Origin of the sequence: Kocuria sp., assembly GCF_030530945.1 — a bacterium.
Classification (GTDB): Bacteria; Actinomycetota; Actinomycetes; order Actinomycetales; family Micrococcaceae; genus Kocuria.
Map to the genome: position 1 here is coordinate 40,407 of NZ_JAUMTZ010000005.1, position 15,707 is coordinate 56,113.

The following is a 15,707-nucleotide window of genomic DNA, read 5'->3' on the forward strand; positions in this document are numbered from 1 at the left end:
CAAAAACTGAGCAGATGCGGATTTCAGCGGCGGATGTGGCACCTGCTCCGTTGTTGCAGGCGCCTGCCAGGCGTATCGCCCCCACGCCGCCACCTCCCAGTCCCGATGGCCGCGGGGTGCGTCCCTGGGGGAAGATGAACCCATGCCCAACCACCCACGGCGCCGCACGCGGCGGATCCAGGCCCTCCGCGACGACCTGCTGCAGCGGGGCCTGCCCCTGGTGCTGGAACCCCGCGACCGGTTCCAGGGAGTGGTCCCCCGCAGCGCCCCCGCGCTCTTCGGGGTGCTCATCCTGCTGGTGGGGCTGATCCAGTTCGGCCGGGGCGTGGAGGACGTCACGGAGGACGAGCTCGCGGGCCTGAGCCAGGACCAGGCGGTGGCGGCCGGCACGGGGCTGCTGATCATGGTGTGCTTCCCCGTGGGGTGGTGGCTGCTGCGGGTGATCCTGCGGCACGTGAGCAGCCGGGTGGCATCGGTGGTCGGTGTGGTGGTCGTGGTGGCGCTGCTCGTTCTCCCGTGGCTGCCGGTCAGTGGGCTGGAGCTCAGCGTCGTGGACGTCCTGCTCATCCTGGCGGTGATCCTCCTGGCCACCTACGGGGGTGTGGGCTCGGTGCTCGCGTGGGCCTCCCGGCGTGCGGCGCGGGAGATGAACCACGTGGGGTCCATGGTGGGCCGGGTGCTGCCCATCCTGATGCTCGCGCTGCTGTTCTCCTTCTTCAACGCGGAGATCTGGCAGGTGGTGGCCCAGCTGTCCATGGCCCGCACCTGGGTGATCGTGGGAGTCATGGGGGCGCTGGGCGTCGCCCTGGCCATCCTCAACGCCCGGGACGAGATCGCGCGGATCGTCCGCAGCTACGACGTCCACGGCGGCGGGCCCGACCTGAGCCCCCCGGAGCGCGCGAACATCACCACCATGTGCGTGCTGATCAGCCTGATCCAGGTGCTGCTGCTGGGCGTGGTGGTCTTCGTGTTCTACGTGGTCTTCGGGGTGCTGTCCGTCTCCAAGGTCACCGCGACCCAGTGGATCGGCAGTCCGCCCGCCGAGTTCACCGGGGTGCTCTCCGGACTGCCCGTGTCCCTGCCGCTCGTGCAGGTGTGCATGGTGCTGGCCGCGTTCAGCGCCCTGAACTTCATCGTGAGCATCGGCACCGACCCCACCTACCGCACCACGTTCCTGGAGCCCGCGCTCGCGGAGGTCCGCCAGGGCCTGGAGGTCCGCGACGAGTACGTCGGCCTCCGCCGCGGCGGCGCCCCGCAGGACCACGGCGCCCCGTGGGACCGCGGCGCCGCCGGTGGCACGGCCCACGACGCCGCCCAGTCCACCCCGCGCGCCTGACACCCCCGCTACCCTGAACCCGTGCACCCCGCCGAGCTCACGTCCTCCACCCAGGACTACCTCAAGACCATCTGGCGCCTGGGCGAGTGGGAGCCGGAGCGGGTCACGACCACGTCCCTCGCCGCCCGCATGGGCCTCGCGCCGTCCACGGTGTCCGAGGCGCTGAAGAAGCTGACCGCACAGGGCCTGGTGTCCCGCCCGGCCTACGGGGTGGTGGAGCTCACCGCGCAGGGCCGGGACGCGGCCGTGCACATGGTCCGCCGTCACCGGCTCCTGGAGATGTTCCTGGCCACCGAGCTCGGCTACCCGTGGGACGAGGTCCACGACGAGGCCGAGGTGCTGGAGCACGCCGTCACGGACCGGTTCATCGACAGCCTCGACGCCAAGCTCGGCCACCCCGGCACGGATCCCCACGGGGACGTGATCCCGTCCCCCAACGGGACGATCACCCCTCCGGATGCGCTTCCCCTCACGGATGTCCCGGCGCCCTCGCTGGTGCGGGTGACCCGTGTCTCCGACGCTGATCCGGAGACCCTGCGGCTGCTCGGGCGGTACGGCATTGGGCCGGGGTCGCTGCTCCGGGTGCTGCCGAACTCCCGTGCTCGCGGCGCGGTGCGGGTGCGTCCGGAGGCCGACGACGCCGCGTCGCCCCCCGGCGCGGAAGAGCCCTCGCGGGACTCACCCGGGCGAGAGCCCGCCGTGCCCGGCCGCAGGCACCGGGAACCGGCCGAGGACGGTGTGGAGCTGAACATCCTGGTGGCGGAGGCCGTGCGGGTGCACCGCGTGGCCCGCGCCACGTGAGAGCGGGGCGGTGTCAGTTCTGCTGCGCCGTGCCGCCGCGCGCGGCGCGCACCCTCTCCTGGACGACCGTGCGGACCCGTGACCGTGCGGTGGACGCGGTGTCCCGCGCGGTGCGCAGCGCCCGGTACGCGTTGTAGCGCGGCAGGGAGACCGGCACGTCCCACGTGCCGCCCAGGGCCACGTCCGCACCTCCGAAGGAGCGCTTGAACGCGCTGAACCCGGTCCAGGGGTGCTCGGGCTCGTTGGGAGGGGCGATGCCGAAGAGGTCCGCCACGGCGAGGCCCCGCTCGGCGGCGTCGAGCATGGCCTGCGCGATCAGCGGCTGGTTGGGGCGCAGCTTGCGCACAGCCGCATCCATGCCGGAGTGCGCGAAGATGCGCGTGGTGGGGGAGTCGTAGGTGAGCAGGGCACTGACCACGGTGCCGTCCACCGTGCTCGTGTACGCGGTGCAGTTCTCGGTGGGACCCAGAGCCCGGGCGGCGGCGCGCAGGTAGTCGCCGGAGTGGGCCGTGAAGCCGTTGCGGCCCGCGGTGCGGTGCAGCAGCTCCACCACGGACTCCGCGGCGTCCGCGCGGTGCGAGGAGGCGATGGTGATGCCCTTGTCCCGGTGCCGCCGCCACAGGTTGCGGTTGGTGCCCGTCATGGCCTTGAGGATCTCCTCCGGGGGACGCGTGAGATCCACCCAGCGTGTGAAGGCCGGCTGGATGTCCCGCGGTGCGGACCGCGCGCCGAGGGATCGCAGTCCGGCGGACAGGGACGCCGCGGTGGCGTTCTGCCGCCGCACGGTGTCCGAGAACGTGGCGCCGAGCCGCGGTGGGCACTGCGGCTCCACGCGCAACCAGGAGATCCCGTGCTCCCGGGCCGCCGAGCCGAGGGAGGACAGCGCCTCTGGAAGCGCGGACGGGTGCTCCAGCACCGGGCCGTACGGCGCGTACCAGATCGGGCCCACGGCGGTGCGCTCCTCGACCACGAGAGCCTGCCAGCCCGCGCCGTCCCGTCTGAGCACGGTGCGTCCGAGGCTTCTCTGGAACTCCTGCCACGCGGCGGACTGCAGGATGCTCGCCGGTCCCAGGAGGGGTGAAGAGGCTGAGCCGGGGAGGGGGGCGGCGGCGGGGGTGGCCGGTCGGATCATGTGGGGGAATCGTGTCCTAGGTCAGATGCGCCGGGAGCAGCGGTGGTCGCGGCGCGCGTGGGACTCACACTAGCCGCATTCCCGGTGCTGGCGGGAGGGCGAGTGCCCCTGTGGTGCGGCTCTTCCTGCTCTCGCCGGGAGCGGTGGTGTCCGGGGAATGTCCTACCCTTGAACAACGGGTGAACGGCACGTTGCGTCCCGCGTTCCGAGGCGGCCACGAGCCCCGCGGGAACCGACGGCGCCCGCCGGTCCCACTCCCTGAGACGAAACACGAGGTGAGCGATGTCCGGGCAGACTGCGCGCGCAATCCGTCGGTTCGCACTGCTGCTGACCAGGAGTGCGAGCTGCCTGCTGGTGTGGGCCGGGCTGGTCCTGCTCGCGGCAGCGGCGGTGATCCGGCACTACTGGGGGCCGATCTCCGTGGGGCAGATGAAGCTGAACCTGGTCTCCGTGCAGACGGACGGCGGAGGCGGTTCCATCGTGTGGGTGGCGGTCCTCGCCATCGGCGTGCTGCCCGTCCTGGTCACCGGGGCGCTCGCCGCGGGCCTGCACGTCTGGCGGCGCCGCTCCCCGACGTGGCGCCTCTCCCGGCGCTCCCGCGCGGTTGCCCGTTCGGTCTCGGCCCTCGCCGTGGCCGCGGTGGTCGTCAGCGGCTCGGCCACCTTCGCCTCCGCCGTGGGGCTCAAGCAGTACGTGAAGGCGGCGAGGTCCACCTCGGACATCGGCGACTACTACGCGGACCCGACCCCCACCAGCACCGCGGACAGGCGGAACGTCGTGGTGATCTACCTGGAGTCCGGTGAGCAGACCCTCGCGGACGACCAGCTCTTCGAGAAAAACGCCTTCGCGCCCCTGGAGCAGGTCACCCCCGCCTCCGAGGGGTGGCGCAGCGTGGACGACCTCCAGCAGTACCAGGGCGGCGGGTGGACCATGGCGGGGATCGTCTCCACGCAGTGCGGCATCCCCCTGAAGGGTTCCGGCGCCGCGGGCGCCGAGAACGACATCGGCGGCGGCATGGGCGAGTACCTGGGCGGTGTCACGTGCTTCGGGGACGTGCTGCGGGAGCAGGGGTACAAGAACGTCTTCCTGGGCGGGGCCAACTCCTCCTTCGCCGCCAAGGACGTGTTCCTGCGCACCCACGGCTACACCGAGGACAAGGGGCTGCAGGACTGGCGGGCCGCCGGTGAGGACCCGAAGAACTTCCGCGGGGACTGGGGGCTGAGCGACGAGCGCCTGATGGCCCACGCCGAGGACGAGGTGGACCGCCTGCACGCGGACGCCGAGCGCACCGGGCAGCCGTTCAACCTGTCCATGCTCACGCTGGACACCCATGAACCCGTGCACGTCTACGACTCGTGCCACGTGGACACCCGGAACGAGGTCACCTCCGTCTTCGCGTGCTCCATGACCCAGGTGGCCGGTTTCGTGCAGCACATGAAGGACCGGGGCTACCTGGAGGACACCTCGGTGGTGGTCATGGGCGACCACCTCAAGCACATGAGCGCCGGGGACGCCTTCCACGAGCAGCTGGACGACAACCCGGACCGTTCCATCTTCAACCGCATCTGGATCCCGGGCGAGACGGGCCGCACCCCGGTGCGCGGCGACTCCAACCAGCTGGACATGTACCCCACCCTGCTCGAGGCCGCCGGTCTGCCCGTGGCCGACGGCCGCGCGGGGCTGGGCGTCTCCGTCCGCCGTCCGGACCTTCCCGAGGGGGCGGCCCAGTCACTGGATCCGGGGGCCTACAGCGAGCTGCTCAACTCCCTCTCGCCGCGGTTCTACTCCCGCGCGTGGGGCCCGTCCGCCACCGGCAGCTGAGCGGGAACTGACCGCGGCGGCGTCGTGGGCGCTCAGAAGTCGTGCGAGGCCTCGGGTGCGCGGTTCGGGGACAGGCGCTGCAGGTGCACGCGGCGGGTGATGCGGATGCTCGGGCGCACGAGCATGAGCGCACTGCCCACCACGAAGAGCCACGTGCCCGCGTACACGGTGTCCTCGTGGAAGAAGAGGAACGAGCCGGCCAGGAAGATCAGCCCGATCAGGATGTCGTTGGCGATCGAGAGCGTCTCGTAGCGCCCCCGGATGATCAGCTCGTGGTGTCCGGCGTGCACCTCCACGGGCCGGTCGGCACGGCTCCGGGCTCCGGAGGGGTTCCCGGGTCCGCGGGAGGCGGGGGAGGTCCCACCGGCCTCGGTCGGATCGGCGGGGCCGTGGTGGGTGTCGGCGGGAACGTGGGGCGAGGGGGACACGGGGGTCCTTTCGTGGAGCGGGCGGTTGTGCCTGGACGGCGCGGACAGGCCGGCGGGATGCACGCGCAGTGTCTCCCACCGGCCGTTCAGGCTACCGAAAGCCCTGGGCGCTCAGCACCGTGCCGTCGTGTCCCGTGCACACGGAAGGGGGCCGCCGCATGGGACGGGACGAACCCGCGCCGCACGGCGACCCCCGCACTCTCGAGCCCCCCGCGGACGGTGGCGGCGGGGCAGGTGCGTCAGCCGATGACCGAGTCCACGAGCGCCTTGGCCTCGCGCTGGACCTGCTTGAGGTGCTCCGCACCCTTGAAGGACTCGGCGTAGATCTTGTAGACGTCCTCGGTGCCGGAGGGGCGCGCGGCGAACCACGCGTTCTCGGTGGTGACCTTCAGCCCGCCCACGGGGGCGCCGTTGCCGGGGGCCTCGGTGAGCTTGGCGGTGATGGGCTCACCGGCCAGCGTGTCCGCCGTGACCTGGTCCGCGGAGAGCTTCTTCAGGGCGGCCTTCTGCTCGCGGTTCGCGGGGGCGTCGATGCGCTCGTACACGGGGCCCCCGAACTGCTCGGTGAGCTCCCGGTACCGCTGGGACGGGGTCTTGCCCGTGGTGGCGGTGATCTCCGCCGCCAGCAGCGCGAGGATGATGCCGTCCTTGTCCGTGGTCCAGACCGACCCGTCCCTGCGCAGGAACGAGGCGCCCGCGGACTCCTCGCCGCCGAAGCCGATCGAGCCGTCCAGCAGGCCGGGGACGAACCACTTGAAGCCCACGGGGACCTCGTCCAGGCGCCGCCCCAGGGACTGCGCCACGCGGTCGATGATCGAGGAGGACACCAGGGTCTTGCCCACTCCCGCGTCCGCCCGCCAGCCGTCGCGCGTGCGGTAGAGGTAGTCGATGGCCACCGCGAGGTAGTGGTTGGGGTTCATCAGCCCGCCGTCCGGGGTGACGATGCCGTGCCGGTCGCTGTCGGCGTCGTTGCCGGTGGCGATGTCGTACGTCGAGCGGTTGCCGATCAGCGAGGCCATGGCGTACTGCGAGGAGCAGTCCATGCGGATCTTCTCGTCCCAGTCCAGGGTCATGAACGCCCACTGCGGGTCCACCGTGCGGTTCACCACCTCCAGGTTCAGCCCGAACCGCCCGGCGATCTCCTCCCAGTACGCCACGGACGCCGAGCCCATGGGGTCCGCGCCGATGTGCACACCGGCGTCCCTGATGGCGTCCAGGTCGATGATCTCCGGCAGGGCGGAGACGTAGCTGTCCAGGAAGTCGAACGTGCCGGTGGTCTCCGCGGCCCGCGCCTCGTCCAGCCCGATCTGCCGCACCCCGTCCAGGCCGGCCGCGATGAGCTCGTTCGCACGGGTGGCGATCCACTCGGTGGCGTCCGTGTCCGCGGGGCCGCCGTGCGGGGGGTTGTACTTGAAGCCGCCGTCCGTGGGCGGGTTGTGGGACGGGGTGATCACGATCCCGTCCGCGCGGTCCGTGGGCTCGGAGGCGTTGTACGTGAGGATCGCGTGGGACAGCGCCGGGGTGGGGGTGTAGCCGTTCCGGGAGTCCAGCAGGGTGCGCACGCCGTTGGCCGCGAGCACACGCAGGGCGGTGTCCTGCGCGGGCCCGGACAGCGCGTGCGTGTCCCGGCCCATGAACAGCGGGCCGGTGATCCCCTGCCCGGCGCGGTACTCCACGATCGCCTGGGTGATCGCGGCGATGTGCGCCTCGTTGAAGGAGGTCTTCAGGGACGAGCCGCGGTGTCCCGAGGTGCCGAACACCACGCGCTGGTCCGGGTTGGCCACGTCCGGCACGCGGTCGGTGTACGCCGCCAGGAGCTGGTCGAGGTCCACGAGGTCACTGGGTTGGGCAACGGTGCCCGCACGATTGGTCATGGCCCCAACCTAGTCCCGTTCCCCCCGCCTCGTCAGGCGCCGGTGCGTGCGGGTCCCGGTGTGACGACGCCGCCGCGGGGCGCCCGGACCGGGCACGTCGCCCTCCGTGCCGCTCGCGGCGCGCCCGGGGGCGTCACGCCACGAGGCGGGCGTGCGGTGTGGTGGGCGGGTCCAGCTGGGCGGCCAGCGCGAGCAGCGCGGCCTCCGCGGAGGGTGCCCCGATCAGCTGCACGCCCATGGGGACCGGGCCGGGGTAGTCCCCCGGGCCGGGAGTCACCCAGGTGGTGGGCACCGTGACGGCGGGCAGCCCGGCCACGTTCACCACGGAGGTCCACGGCGTGTACTGGCACTGGCGCGTGTAGTCCTGGTCCGCACCGGCGGGATCCGCGATGTCGAAGCCCTCGTGGAACCAGCCCACGGGCCGTGGCGGCATGGCCAGGGCGGGGGTGAGGACCATGTCGAAGCGGGAGAACTGACGGAGCAGGTCCGCCTCGATCCCGCGCAGCACGGCGAAGGCGTCCGCGAGCTCCACGGCGCCACGGGCCAGGGCGCGCTCGCGGAACGTGCGGGCCAGTCCGGTCAGCAGCGGCTCCCGCCCCTCCAGGGGCAGCTGACCCACGGCGGTGGTCCACAGCCGGGAGAAGGCCTCCGGATAGGCGGGGTCGTAGTGGAGCTGCGCATTCTCCACCGTGTGGCCGAGGGCCGTCAGCTGCCGGACTCCCGCGTCCAGGGCGGCGCGGGCCTCCGGGGACACCGTGATCTCGTGCGTCTCGTCGAAGGGGGAGGCCGTGCTGACGCCGATCCGCAGCGGGCGCCCATCCCACGGCGGGTCCCCGGCGAGCGCGCGGCGCACCGACTCCTGGAAGGACGGTTCCGCAACGGCGGTGACCGGACGGTGGATTCTCTCGTGACCGGGCGTACGGCACAGCACGTCCATGAGCAGGGCGGCGTCCTCGGCGGTGCGGGCGAGGGGACCGTTGACCGCCAGCTGCCCGATGTTCGACATGGCGTCGCTGCTCGGCACCCGCCCCCGGTTGGGTTTGAGCCCGATCAGCCCGCAGGCCGCCGCAGGAATGCGGATGGAACCCCCGCCGTCCGAGCCGATGGCCCCGGGGAGGATCCCCGCCGCCACGGCCGCCGCCTGCCCTCCCGAGGAGCCGCCGGGGGAGCAGTCCAGCGCGAACGGGTTCCGGGCGGCCGGAAGCATGCGGTTCTCGGAATAGGAGTTCAGCAGGAACTCGGGCACCTGGGTCTTGCCCAGCACCACGGCGCCGCTCTCCTGAAGGGTGGCCGCGAGCTCGTCGGAGCGCTCGGCGGGCGGTACCCTCCCGGTCTCGTCCAGGGAGGTCAGGGAGCCCCAGGTGGTGGGCATCCCGGCGACGTCGTGCCCGTCCTTCAGCGCGGTGGGAACACCCAGCAGGGCGGGCAGGGTCGTCCCGCCCCGTCGCAGCAGGTCCTCGCGCCGTGCGTCCGCGGCACGGGCGGCGGTCAGCGCGTCCTCGCGGGCCACGTGCACGAACGCCCCGAGGTGCTCGTTCAGGGCGTCGATCCGGTCCAGCGCCCGCAGGGTGAGCTGCTCGCTGGTGACCTCCCCGGCGTGCAGGGCCGCCACGGTCCCGGTGAGGGTGGGGAAGTGTTCCATGCGTCCCTTTCGGATCGTGCCCCGGCGGGGCCGGTCAGGAGGTGGCGGCGGGGGTGGCCCGCGCGGGACCGGTGGCCGCGCGGCGTCGCAGGTTGCGGCGCACGAGCGGCCAGAAGACCGCGAGCACGGCCACGGCCACGAGGCTGGTCCACACCTGCGTGCGGCTGGAGTCGCCGGAGACCAGCATGACCACCACGATGGCCGCCACGGCCACGATCACGAAGATCCCCAGCCACGGGTGCAGCCACATCTTCAGCGTGAGGTTCTCCCGCTCCTGGGGGCTCATCCGTGAGCGCAGCTTCATCTGCGTGACGGCCACGAACACGTACACGAACAGGGCCACGAGTCCCGCGGAGTTCATGATGAAGTCGAAGATCCCGGAGTCCGGGGCCACGAAGTTCACGATCACGGCCGCGTACCCGCCCAGGGTGGAGGCGAGCACCGCCACCACGGGCACGCCGTTGCGGGAGCGGCGTGCCACGATGCGCGGGGCCAGCCCCTCACCGGCCAGCGCGGAGAACATGCGGGCCGCGGAGTACAGGCCGGAGTTGAGCACGGAGCAGACCGCCGTGAAGATCACCACGTCCATGACCAGCCCGGCACCGGGCAGCCCGAACAGGCTGAAGACGTGCGCGAACGGCGCCTGCTCGTCCGGGTCCGGCAGCCGGTCCCACGGCACGATCGTGACGATCAGCAGCACCGAGCCCACGAAGAACAGCAGGATGCGCCACACCACGGTCACGGTGGCCTGCCGGACGCCCCTGGCGGGGTCCTCGGACTCCGCGGCGGCCATCACGGCGATCTCGGTGCCGAAGTAGGAGAAGATCACCACGGCCACACCCGAGATCACGGCCCAGCCGCCCTGGGGTGCGAATCCGCCGTGCTCCCAGAGGTTGGGCACCGAGAACGAGGCGTTGGGCCACAGCCCCAGGGCGAAGAGCGTGCCCAGCCCCAGGAACACCACGATCACCGTGACCTTGACGCTCGCGAGCCAGAACTCCACCTCCCCGAACGAGCGCACGGAGATCAGGTTGGTGACCGTGAAGACGAGCAGCAGCACCACGGAGCCCAGCCACACGGGCACACCGGGGAACCAGCCGTTGAGGATCGACCCGCCCACGGTGGCCTCGAAGGCGATCACGCCCACCCAGAAGTACCAGTACAGCCAGCCCACGAAGTACCCGGCCCAGTCGCCGAGCCCCACGCGCGCGTACTCCATGAAGGAGCCCACCGCGGGCCGGGCCGCGGCCATCTCTCCGAGCATGCGCATGGCGAGGAACACGAGCAGCCCTCCCAGCAGGTAGGACAGCACCGCGGCCGGACCCACCATGCGGATCACGTTCCCGGAGCCCACGAACAGACTCGCGCCGATGATCCCGCCCAGCGTGATCATGGTGACGTGGCGGGAGCGCAGGGCCTTGTGCGCGACCTCGGGGGCGTCCTGGGCGGATGCCGCGGGGGCGGGGGAGGACCCGGCCCCGGCGGGAACTGCCGCGCCGCGTGAGGGGCTGCCGTTGCTCATGGCCTGTCCTTTCGCCCGGCGGATCTCGGGGAGGTGCCGGAGGGGTCGGGAAACGCGGGGAACAGGGGAGTTCTACCACAGGAGGGGCCGTGCGGCGTCGTCGCCCCGGTCCCGGATGCCCGATGACGTGGGGAGATGCGGAGAAGGCGCACGGGCGGCCACCGGGAAACCCGGTGACCGCCCGTTCGGCGCGCTCCGCGAGGGAGGCTCAGCGGATCAGGCGCCGAGCTCCTGGATGGCCGCGGCGAACACGCCGAGGGCGTCCCGCAGCAGGTCCATGTCGATGACCAGCGGGGGGAGCAGGCGCACGATGTTGCCGAACGTGCCGCACGTGAGGATCGCAACCCCCTGCTCGAGGCAGCGGGCCGCGACCTGCTTGGCGGCGTCCGGGTTGGGCTCGTGCGTGCCGGGCTTCACGAACTCGAGTGCGACCATGGCGCCGCGTCCGCGCAGCTCGCCCACCACGGGGGAGGACCCCGCCACGGAGCCCAGCTCCTCGCGGATGACCGCCTCGATCTGCCGCGCGCGCTCCACGAGACCCCACTCCTCGATGGTCTCCAGCGCGCCCAGCGCGGCGGCGCAAGCCACGGGGTTGCCGCCGTAGGTGCCACCCAGGCCACCGGGGTGCACGGCGTCCATGATCTCGGCTCGGCCCACCACGCCGGACAGCGGCATGCCGCCCGCGACGCCCTTGGCGAAGGCCACCAGGTCCGGCTCCACGTCCTCGTGCTCGGACGCGAACCACGCACCGGTGCGGGCGATGCCGGCCTGGACCTCGTCCGCCACGAAGACGGCGCCGTTGTCCCGGCACCAGGCGGACAGGGCCGGCAGGAAGCCCTCGGCGGGGACGATGAAGCCGCCCTCGCCCTGGATGGGCTCGATCACCACGGCGGCCACGTTCTCCGCGCCCACCTGCTTCTCCACGAGCGTCAGGGCGCGCTTCGCGGCCTCGGCGCCCGTCATGCCCTCGGGGTCGCGGAAGGGGTAGGACATGGGCACGCGGTAGACCTCGTTCGCGAACGGCCCGAAGCCCTGCTTGTACGGCATCACCTTGGCGGTCATGGCCATGGTGAGGTTGGTGCGCCCGTGGTAGGCGTGGTCGAAGACGACCACCGCCTGCCGCTTGGTGTGCACGCGCGCGATCTTGACGGCGTTCTCCACGGCCTCGGAGCCGGAGGTGAACAGCGCCGTGCGCTTGTCGAAGGAGCCCGGGGTCAGCTGGGCGAGCTTCTCGCCCACGGCCACGTAGTCCTCGTACGGGGTGACCATGAAGCACGTGTGCGTGAACCTGGCCACCGCATCCTGGACCCGCTGCACCACCTTGGGGGCGGAGGCGCCCACGGAGGTCACGGCGATCCCGGAGCCGAGGTCCACCAGCTGGTTGCCGTCCACGTCCTTGATCACGCCGCCGTCCAGCTCGTCCGCGAAGACGGGCATGGAGGAGGCGACGCCGGCCGCGACGGTCTGCGCACGGCGTTCCGCGAGCGCCTGGGACCTGGGGCCGGGAATGCTGGTCACGAGCTCACGCTTCTGCGGGAGCCGGTACTCGATCTCTGCCATCTCTGGGGCTTCCTTTCGTGCTGTGCCCGGGGCGCGGCGGCACCCCGGGCGGGAGGTGTGGGGTGGGCTCAGGCCCAGGGGGAGGGCATGCCCATGTACTGGACGGTGGTGTACTCCGCGATGCCCTCGGCGCCGCCCTCGCGGCCCAGGCCGGACTCCTTGACCCCGCCGAAGGGTGCGGCGGCATTGGAGATCACGCCCACGTTCAGGCCCAGCAGGCCGTACTCGATGCGTTCGCCGATCCGCAGGGCCCGGGAGATGTCCTCGGTGAAGACGTAGGAGGCCAGGCCGTACTCGGTGCGGTTGGCCAGGCGCACGGCGTCGTCCTCGTCCGTGAAGGTGGTCACCGGTGCCACGGGGCCGAAGATCTCCTCCTGGAACACGCGGCAGTCCTCGGTGACCCCGGTGAGCAGGGTGGGCTCGAAGAAGTAGCCGGGACCGTCCACGCGCTTGCCGCCCACCACGGCGGTGGCGCCCTTGGCCAGGGCGTCCTGAACGAGCTCGGCCACGGACTCCACGGCCTTGCGCTCCACCATGGGGCCCACGGTGGAGTCCTCCTCGAGGCCGTTGCCCGGCTTCAGCGCGGCGAGCTTCTCGGCGAACTTCCGCGAGAACTCCTCGGCCACGGACTCGTGCACCAGGAAGCGGTTGGCCGCGGTGCAGGCCTCGCCCATGTTGCGCATCTTCGCGGCCATGGCACCCTCCACGGCCTTGTCCAGGTCCGCGTCCTCGAACACGATGAACGGGCCGTTGCCGCCCAGCTCCATGGAGGTGCGCAGCACGTGGTCCGCGGCGGTCTTCATGAGCTGCTTGCCCACGGGGGTGGACCCGGTGAAGGAGACCTTTCGCAGGCGGGGGTCCGCCATGATCGGGTCCGAGACGCTGGCCGCGGACTTCGAGGACACCACGTTGAGCACGCCGGCGGGCAGGCCGGCCTGGACCATGAGCTTGGCGAAGAACTGCGAGGTCAGCGGGGTCAGGCGCGCGGGCTTGAGGACCATGGTGCACCCGGCGGCCACGGCGGGGGCCACCTTGCGGGTGGCCATGGCCAGCGGGAAGTTCCACGGGGTGATCAGCAGGCACGGACCCACGGGCTTGTGGGACACGAACATCCGCAGGTTGCCCTCGGGGGTGGGGGCGTAGCGGCCGTAGTGGCGCACCGCCTCCTCGGAGAACCAGCGGAGGAACTCGCCGCCGTAGACCACCTCGCCGCGGGCCTCCTTCAGCGGCTTGCCCATCTCCAGGGTCATGAGCAGGGCCAGGTCCTCCGCGTGCTCCTGCACAAGGTCGAAGGCGCGGCGCAGGATCTCGGAGCGCTCCCTCGGGCTCGTGCGGGCCCAGGACTCCTGGGCGTTCGCGGCGGCGTCCATGGCCGCGCGGGAGTCCTCCTCGGTGGCCGAGGCGAGCGTGGCCAGGACCTCCCCGGTGGCGGGGTTCTCGACGTCGAACGTGCCGCCGTCCGAGGCGTCCCGCCACTCGCCGTCGATCAGCAGACCCGTGGGCGTTGCCTCGAGAACGGCGGCGACCTTGTCGTGGATGCTCATGTGGTTCCTTTCTGGGATCCGCCCGGCGCTGCGCTGCGCGGTGCGGTCTCGGATGCACGGGACACAACTCCCGGCGCCATCGTATCCCCGGGGACAAGGCCGCCGGGGAGGGACCTGGTGCCGCCCGGCCCACGACGCCGCCGGGCCCGCCCGGGTGCCCGGGCGTCAGTCCCCGTGGCGGTAGCGGACGCGGGCGCCCACCACGGTGGCCTCCACCACGGTGTCCCGCACCGCCTCGGTGTCCACCGAGAAGACGTCCCGGTCCACGCTCACGAAGTCCGCGAGCATCCCGGGGGCCAGGCAGCCCTTCAGGTTCTCCTCGTAGGAGGCCCGGGCCACCGCGTGGGTGTGCAGGTGCACGGCCTCCGCGCGGGAGATCCGCTCGTGGGGCTGCCACCCGCCCTCGGGTGCGCCGTCGCGGGTGCGGGTGACCGCCGCGTGGAGGGCGTGGAACGGGTTGGGGTCCTCCACGGGGGCGTCCGAGCCGAAGGCCAGCTCCACGCCCTGCTCCAGGAGGGTGCGCCAGCCGTAGGCCACGAGGTCCCGGTCCGCGAGGAAGCCGTTGAGCGGGATGTCCGTGGTGCAGTGCATGGGCTGCATGGAGGCCGTGACGCCCAGCTCCCGCAGCCGGGGGACGTCCTCGGGCTTGAGGTACTGCGCGTGCTCGATCCGGTGCCGCAGCCCGAAGGCCCGTGAGACGTCCCGGCTGGCCGCGATGGCGTCCAGGGCCTCCGTGGCGGCCTGGTCCCCGATGGCGTGGACCGCCGTGGCGATCCCCGCGGCGGCCGCGGTGCGGATCCAGTGCCGCAGCTCCTCCGGCTCCATCACCGCCATGCCGTGGTCCCCGGTCCCCGGCCACGCCCGGGACATGTGGCACGTGTGGGAGCCCAGGGCGCCGTCCGCGAAGAGCTTGAGTGGGCCCATGGAGATCCACTCGTCCCCGGAGTGCGTGCGGATCCCGCGCTGGAGGAAGTCGGGCAGCTGCTCCTGCCGCAGGATCTTGTGCACCCGCAGGTCCAGCTCCCCGCGCTCGCGCAGCGCCCGGTAGGCGTTGAGGCAGTCCACGCCGTCGATGTCGTGGACGGATGTGATCCCGCGCCGCAGCAGCTCCCGCTGTCCCAGGGGCAGGTAGGAGTCGATGCTCCCGGCCACGTCCGACTGCATGAGCCCGTCCCGCACGGGGATGGCGGCGGCCTCCCGCAGCACGCCGGTGAGCTCGCCGTGCTCGTCCCGCTCGTACTCCCCGCCGTCCGGGTCCGCCACGGTGCGGTCCAGGCCGAGCTCCTGCAGCGCCCGGGAGTTCAGCCACAGGGTGTGCAGGTCCAGCGAGCTCAGGGCCACGGGGACGTCCGGCGCCACAGCGTCCAGCACGCGGCGGTCCGGTCGGGCGGGGGTGGTCCACGCGTTGATGTTCCACTGCCCGCCGAAGATCCACGTGATCGAGGGATCCCTGCGCGCCTTGTCCACGTGCGGCCGCAGCACCGCCAGCGCGGAGTCCAGGTCCGTGCACGCGCGCATGTCCGGCTCGATGAGCGAGCGGGCGTACATGGCCGAGTGGATGTGGGCGTCCCCCATGCCCGGCAGCACGTGCCCGCCGCCGAGGTCCACGTGCTCGGTGCCCAGGGGTGCGAGGGCCCGCAGCTCGCGGTACCCGCCCACGGCCAGGATCCGGTCCCCGGCGGTGAGGATCGCGTCCGGGTGGGTCGCGTCACGGGAGTGCCACTGCCCCTGCGGCGTCCAGCCGGTGGCCGGGTTCATGGCGTGGACGGTGGCGTGGTGGAACAGGCGGTGCATGGGTGGGCTCCTCGGGATCCGCCGGGGGCGCGGCGTCGGCCCGGCAATCGTCACCGACCACCCTACGTGGGCGGGAAACCGGGAGCGCCCCGGGTGCCGCGGGGCGTGACGTCTCCGCACCCGCCCCGGCTGTCACGCGTCGCAGACCCCCGGGGCCCGCGCAGTACGCTCGTGGGGCGGCGCGGCGGCTTCCGGATCGTGCGGAGGCCGCAGGACCGCCCCGGCGTGCGCGCCCGGGAGCACGCCCCCACAC

Annotated in this window: 11 protein-coding genes; 3 read left to right on the forward strand and 8 right to left on the reverse strand. The window is 72.4% G+C overall.

Annotation, left to right across the window (positions count from 1 at the left end; genetic code table 11):
* Positions 1-142: 142 nt before the first annotated feature.
* Positions 143-1,336 carry a hypothetical protein gene (locus tag Q4A22_RS06540; RefSeq protein WP_303177933.1) on the forward strand — a complete coding sequence of 398 codons (1,194 nt, stop codon included), beginning with the start codon at positions 143-145 and terminating at the stop codon, positions 1,334-1,336.
* 21 nt (positions 1,337-1,357) lie between these two features.
* Complete coding sequence (locus tag Q4A22_RS06545) at positions 1,358-2,137, forward strand: metal-dependent transcriptional regulator (protein WP_303177934.1); 780 nt, start codon at positions 1,358-1,360, stop codon at positions 2,135-2,137.
* 13 nt (positions 2,138-2,150) lie between these two features.
* Here the strand turns inward: Q4A22_RS06545 and Q4A22_RS06550 are convergent, their stop codons facing one another.
* Positions 2,151-3,269, reverse strand: coding sequence for a peptidoglycan bridge formation glycyltransferase FemA/FemB family protein (locus Q4A22_RS06550; RefSeq protein ID WP_303177935.1), 1,119 nt, complete (start codon positions 3,267-3,269; stop codon positions 2,151-2,153).
* Between the two features lie 282 nt (positions 3,270-3,551).
* On the opposite strand from Q4A22_RS06550, the gene Q4A22_RS06555 reads away from it, so the two are divergent.
* A complete protein-coding gene (locus Q4A22_RS06555) occupies positions 3,552-5,090 on the forward strand; it encodes an LTA synthase family protein (RefSeq protein ID WP_303177936.1) in 1,539 nt (512 codons plus the stop codon).
* A gap of 32 nt (positions 5,091-5,122) precedes the next feature.
* On the opposite strand, the gene Q4A22_RS06560 is transcribed toward Q4A22_RS06555, so the two are convergent.
* The 7 genes from Q4A22_RS06560 to Q4A22_RS06590 all read right to left on the reverse strand — a co-directional run bounded on the left by Q4A22_RS06560 (position 5,123) and on the right by Q4A22_RS06590 (position 15,454).
* Entirely contained in the window at positions 5,123-5,518 is a 396-nt protein-coding gene (locus Q4A22_RS06560; protein WP_368410617.1) for a YrhK family protein, read from the reverse strand.
* Between the two features lie 239 nt (positions 5,519-5,757).
* Positions 5,758-7,392 (reverse strand): phosphoglucomutase (alpha-D-glucose-1,6-bisphosphate-dependent), encoded by a 1,635-nt coding sequence (pgm, locus tag Q4A22_RS06565; protein WP_303177937.1) that lies wholly within the window; start codon positions 7,390-7,392, stop codon positions 5,758-5,760.
* 133 nt (positions 7,393-7,525) lie between these two features.
* The gene (locus tag Q4A22_RS06570) at positions 7,526-9,034 is read right to left on the reverse strand and encodes an amidase (protein ID WP_303177938.1); all 1,509 of its coding nucleotides are present in this window, start codon (positions 9,032-9,034) and stop codon (positions 7,526-7,528) included.
* A 34-nt stretch (positions 9,035-9,068) separates the two neighbouring features.
* The gene (locus Q4A22_RS06575; RefSeq protein ID WP_303177939.1) at positions 9,069-10,556 is read right to left on the reverse strand and encodes an amino acid permease; all 1,488 of its coding nucleotides are present in this window, start codon (positions 10,554-10,556) and stop codon (positions 9,069-9,071) included.
* Positions 10,557-10,772: 216 nt separating this feature from the next.
* A complete protein-coding gene (gene gabT, locus Q4A22_RS06580; protein ID WP_303177940.1) occupies positions 10,773-12,116 on the reverse strand; it encodes a 4-aminobutyrate--2-oxoglutarate transaminase in 1,344 nt (447 codons plus the stop codon).
* Between the two features lie 68 nt (positions 12,117-12,184).
* Positions 12,185-13,660: an NAD-dependent succinate-semialdehyde dehydrogenase gene (locus Q4A22_RS06585; RefSeq protein ID WP_303177941.1), complete on the reverse strand. Its 1,476-nt coding sequence runs from the start codon at positions 13,658-13,660 to the stop codon at positions 12,185-12,187.
* A 165-nt stretch (positions 13,661-13,825) separates the two neighbouring features.
* Positions 13,826-15,454 carry an amidohydrolase gene (locus Q4A22_RS06590; RefSeq protein WP_303177942.1) on the reverse strand — a complete coding sequence of 543 codons (1,629 nt, stop codon included), beginning with the start codon at positions 15,452-15,454 and terminating at the stop codon, positions 13,826-13,828.
* Positions 15,455-15,707: the final 253 nt, after the last annotated feature.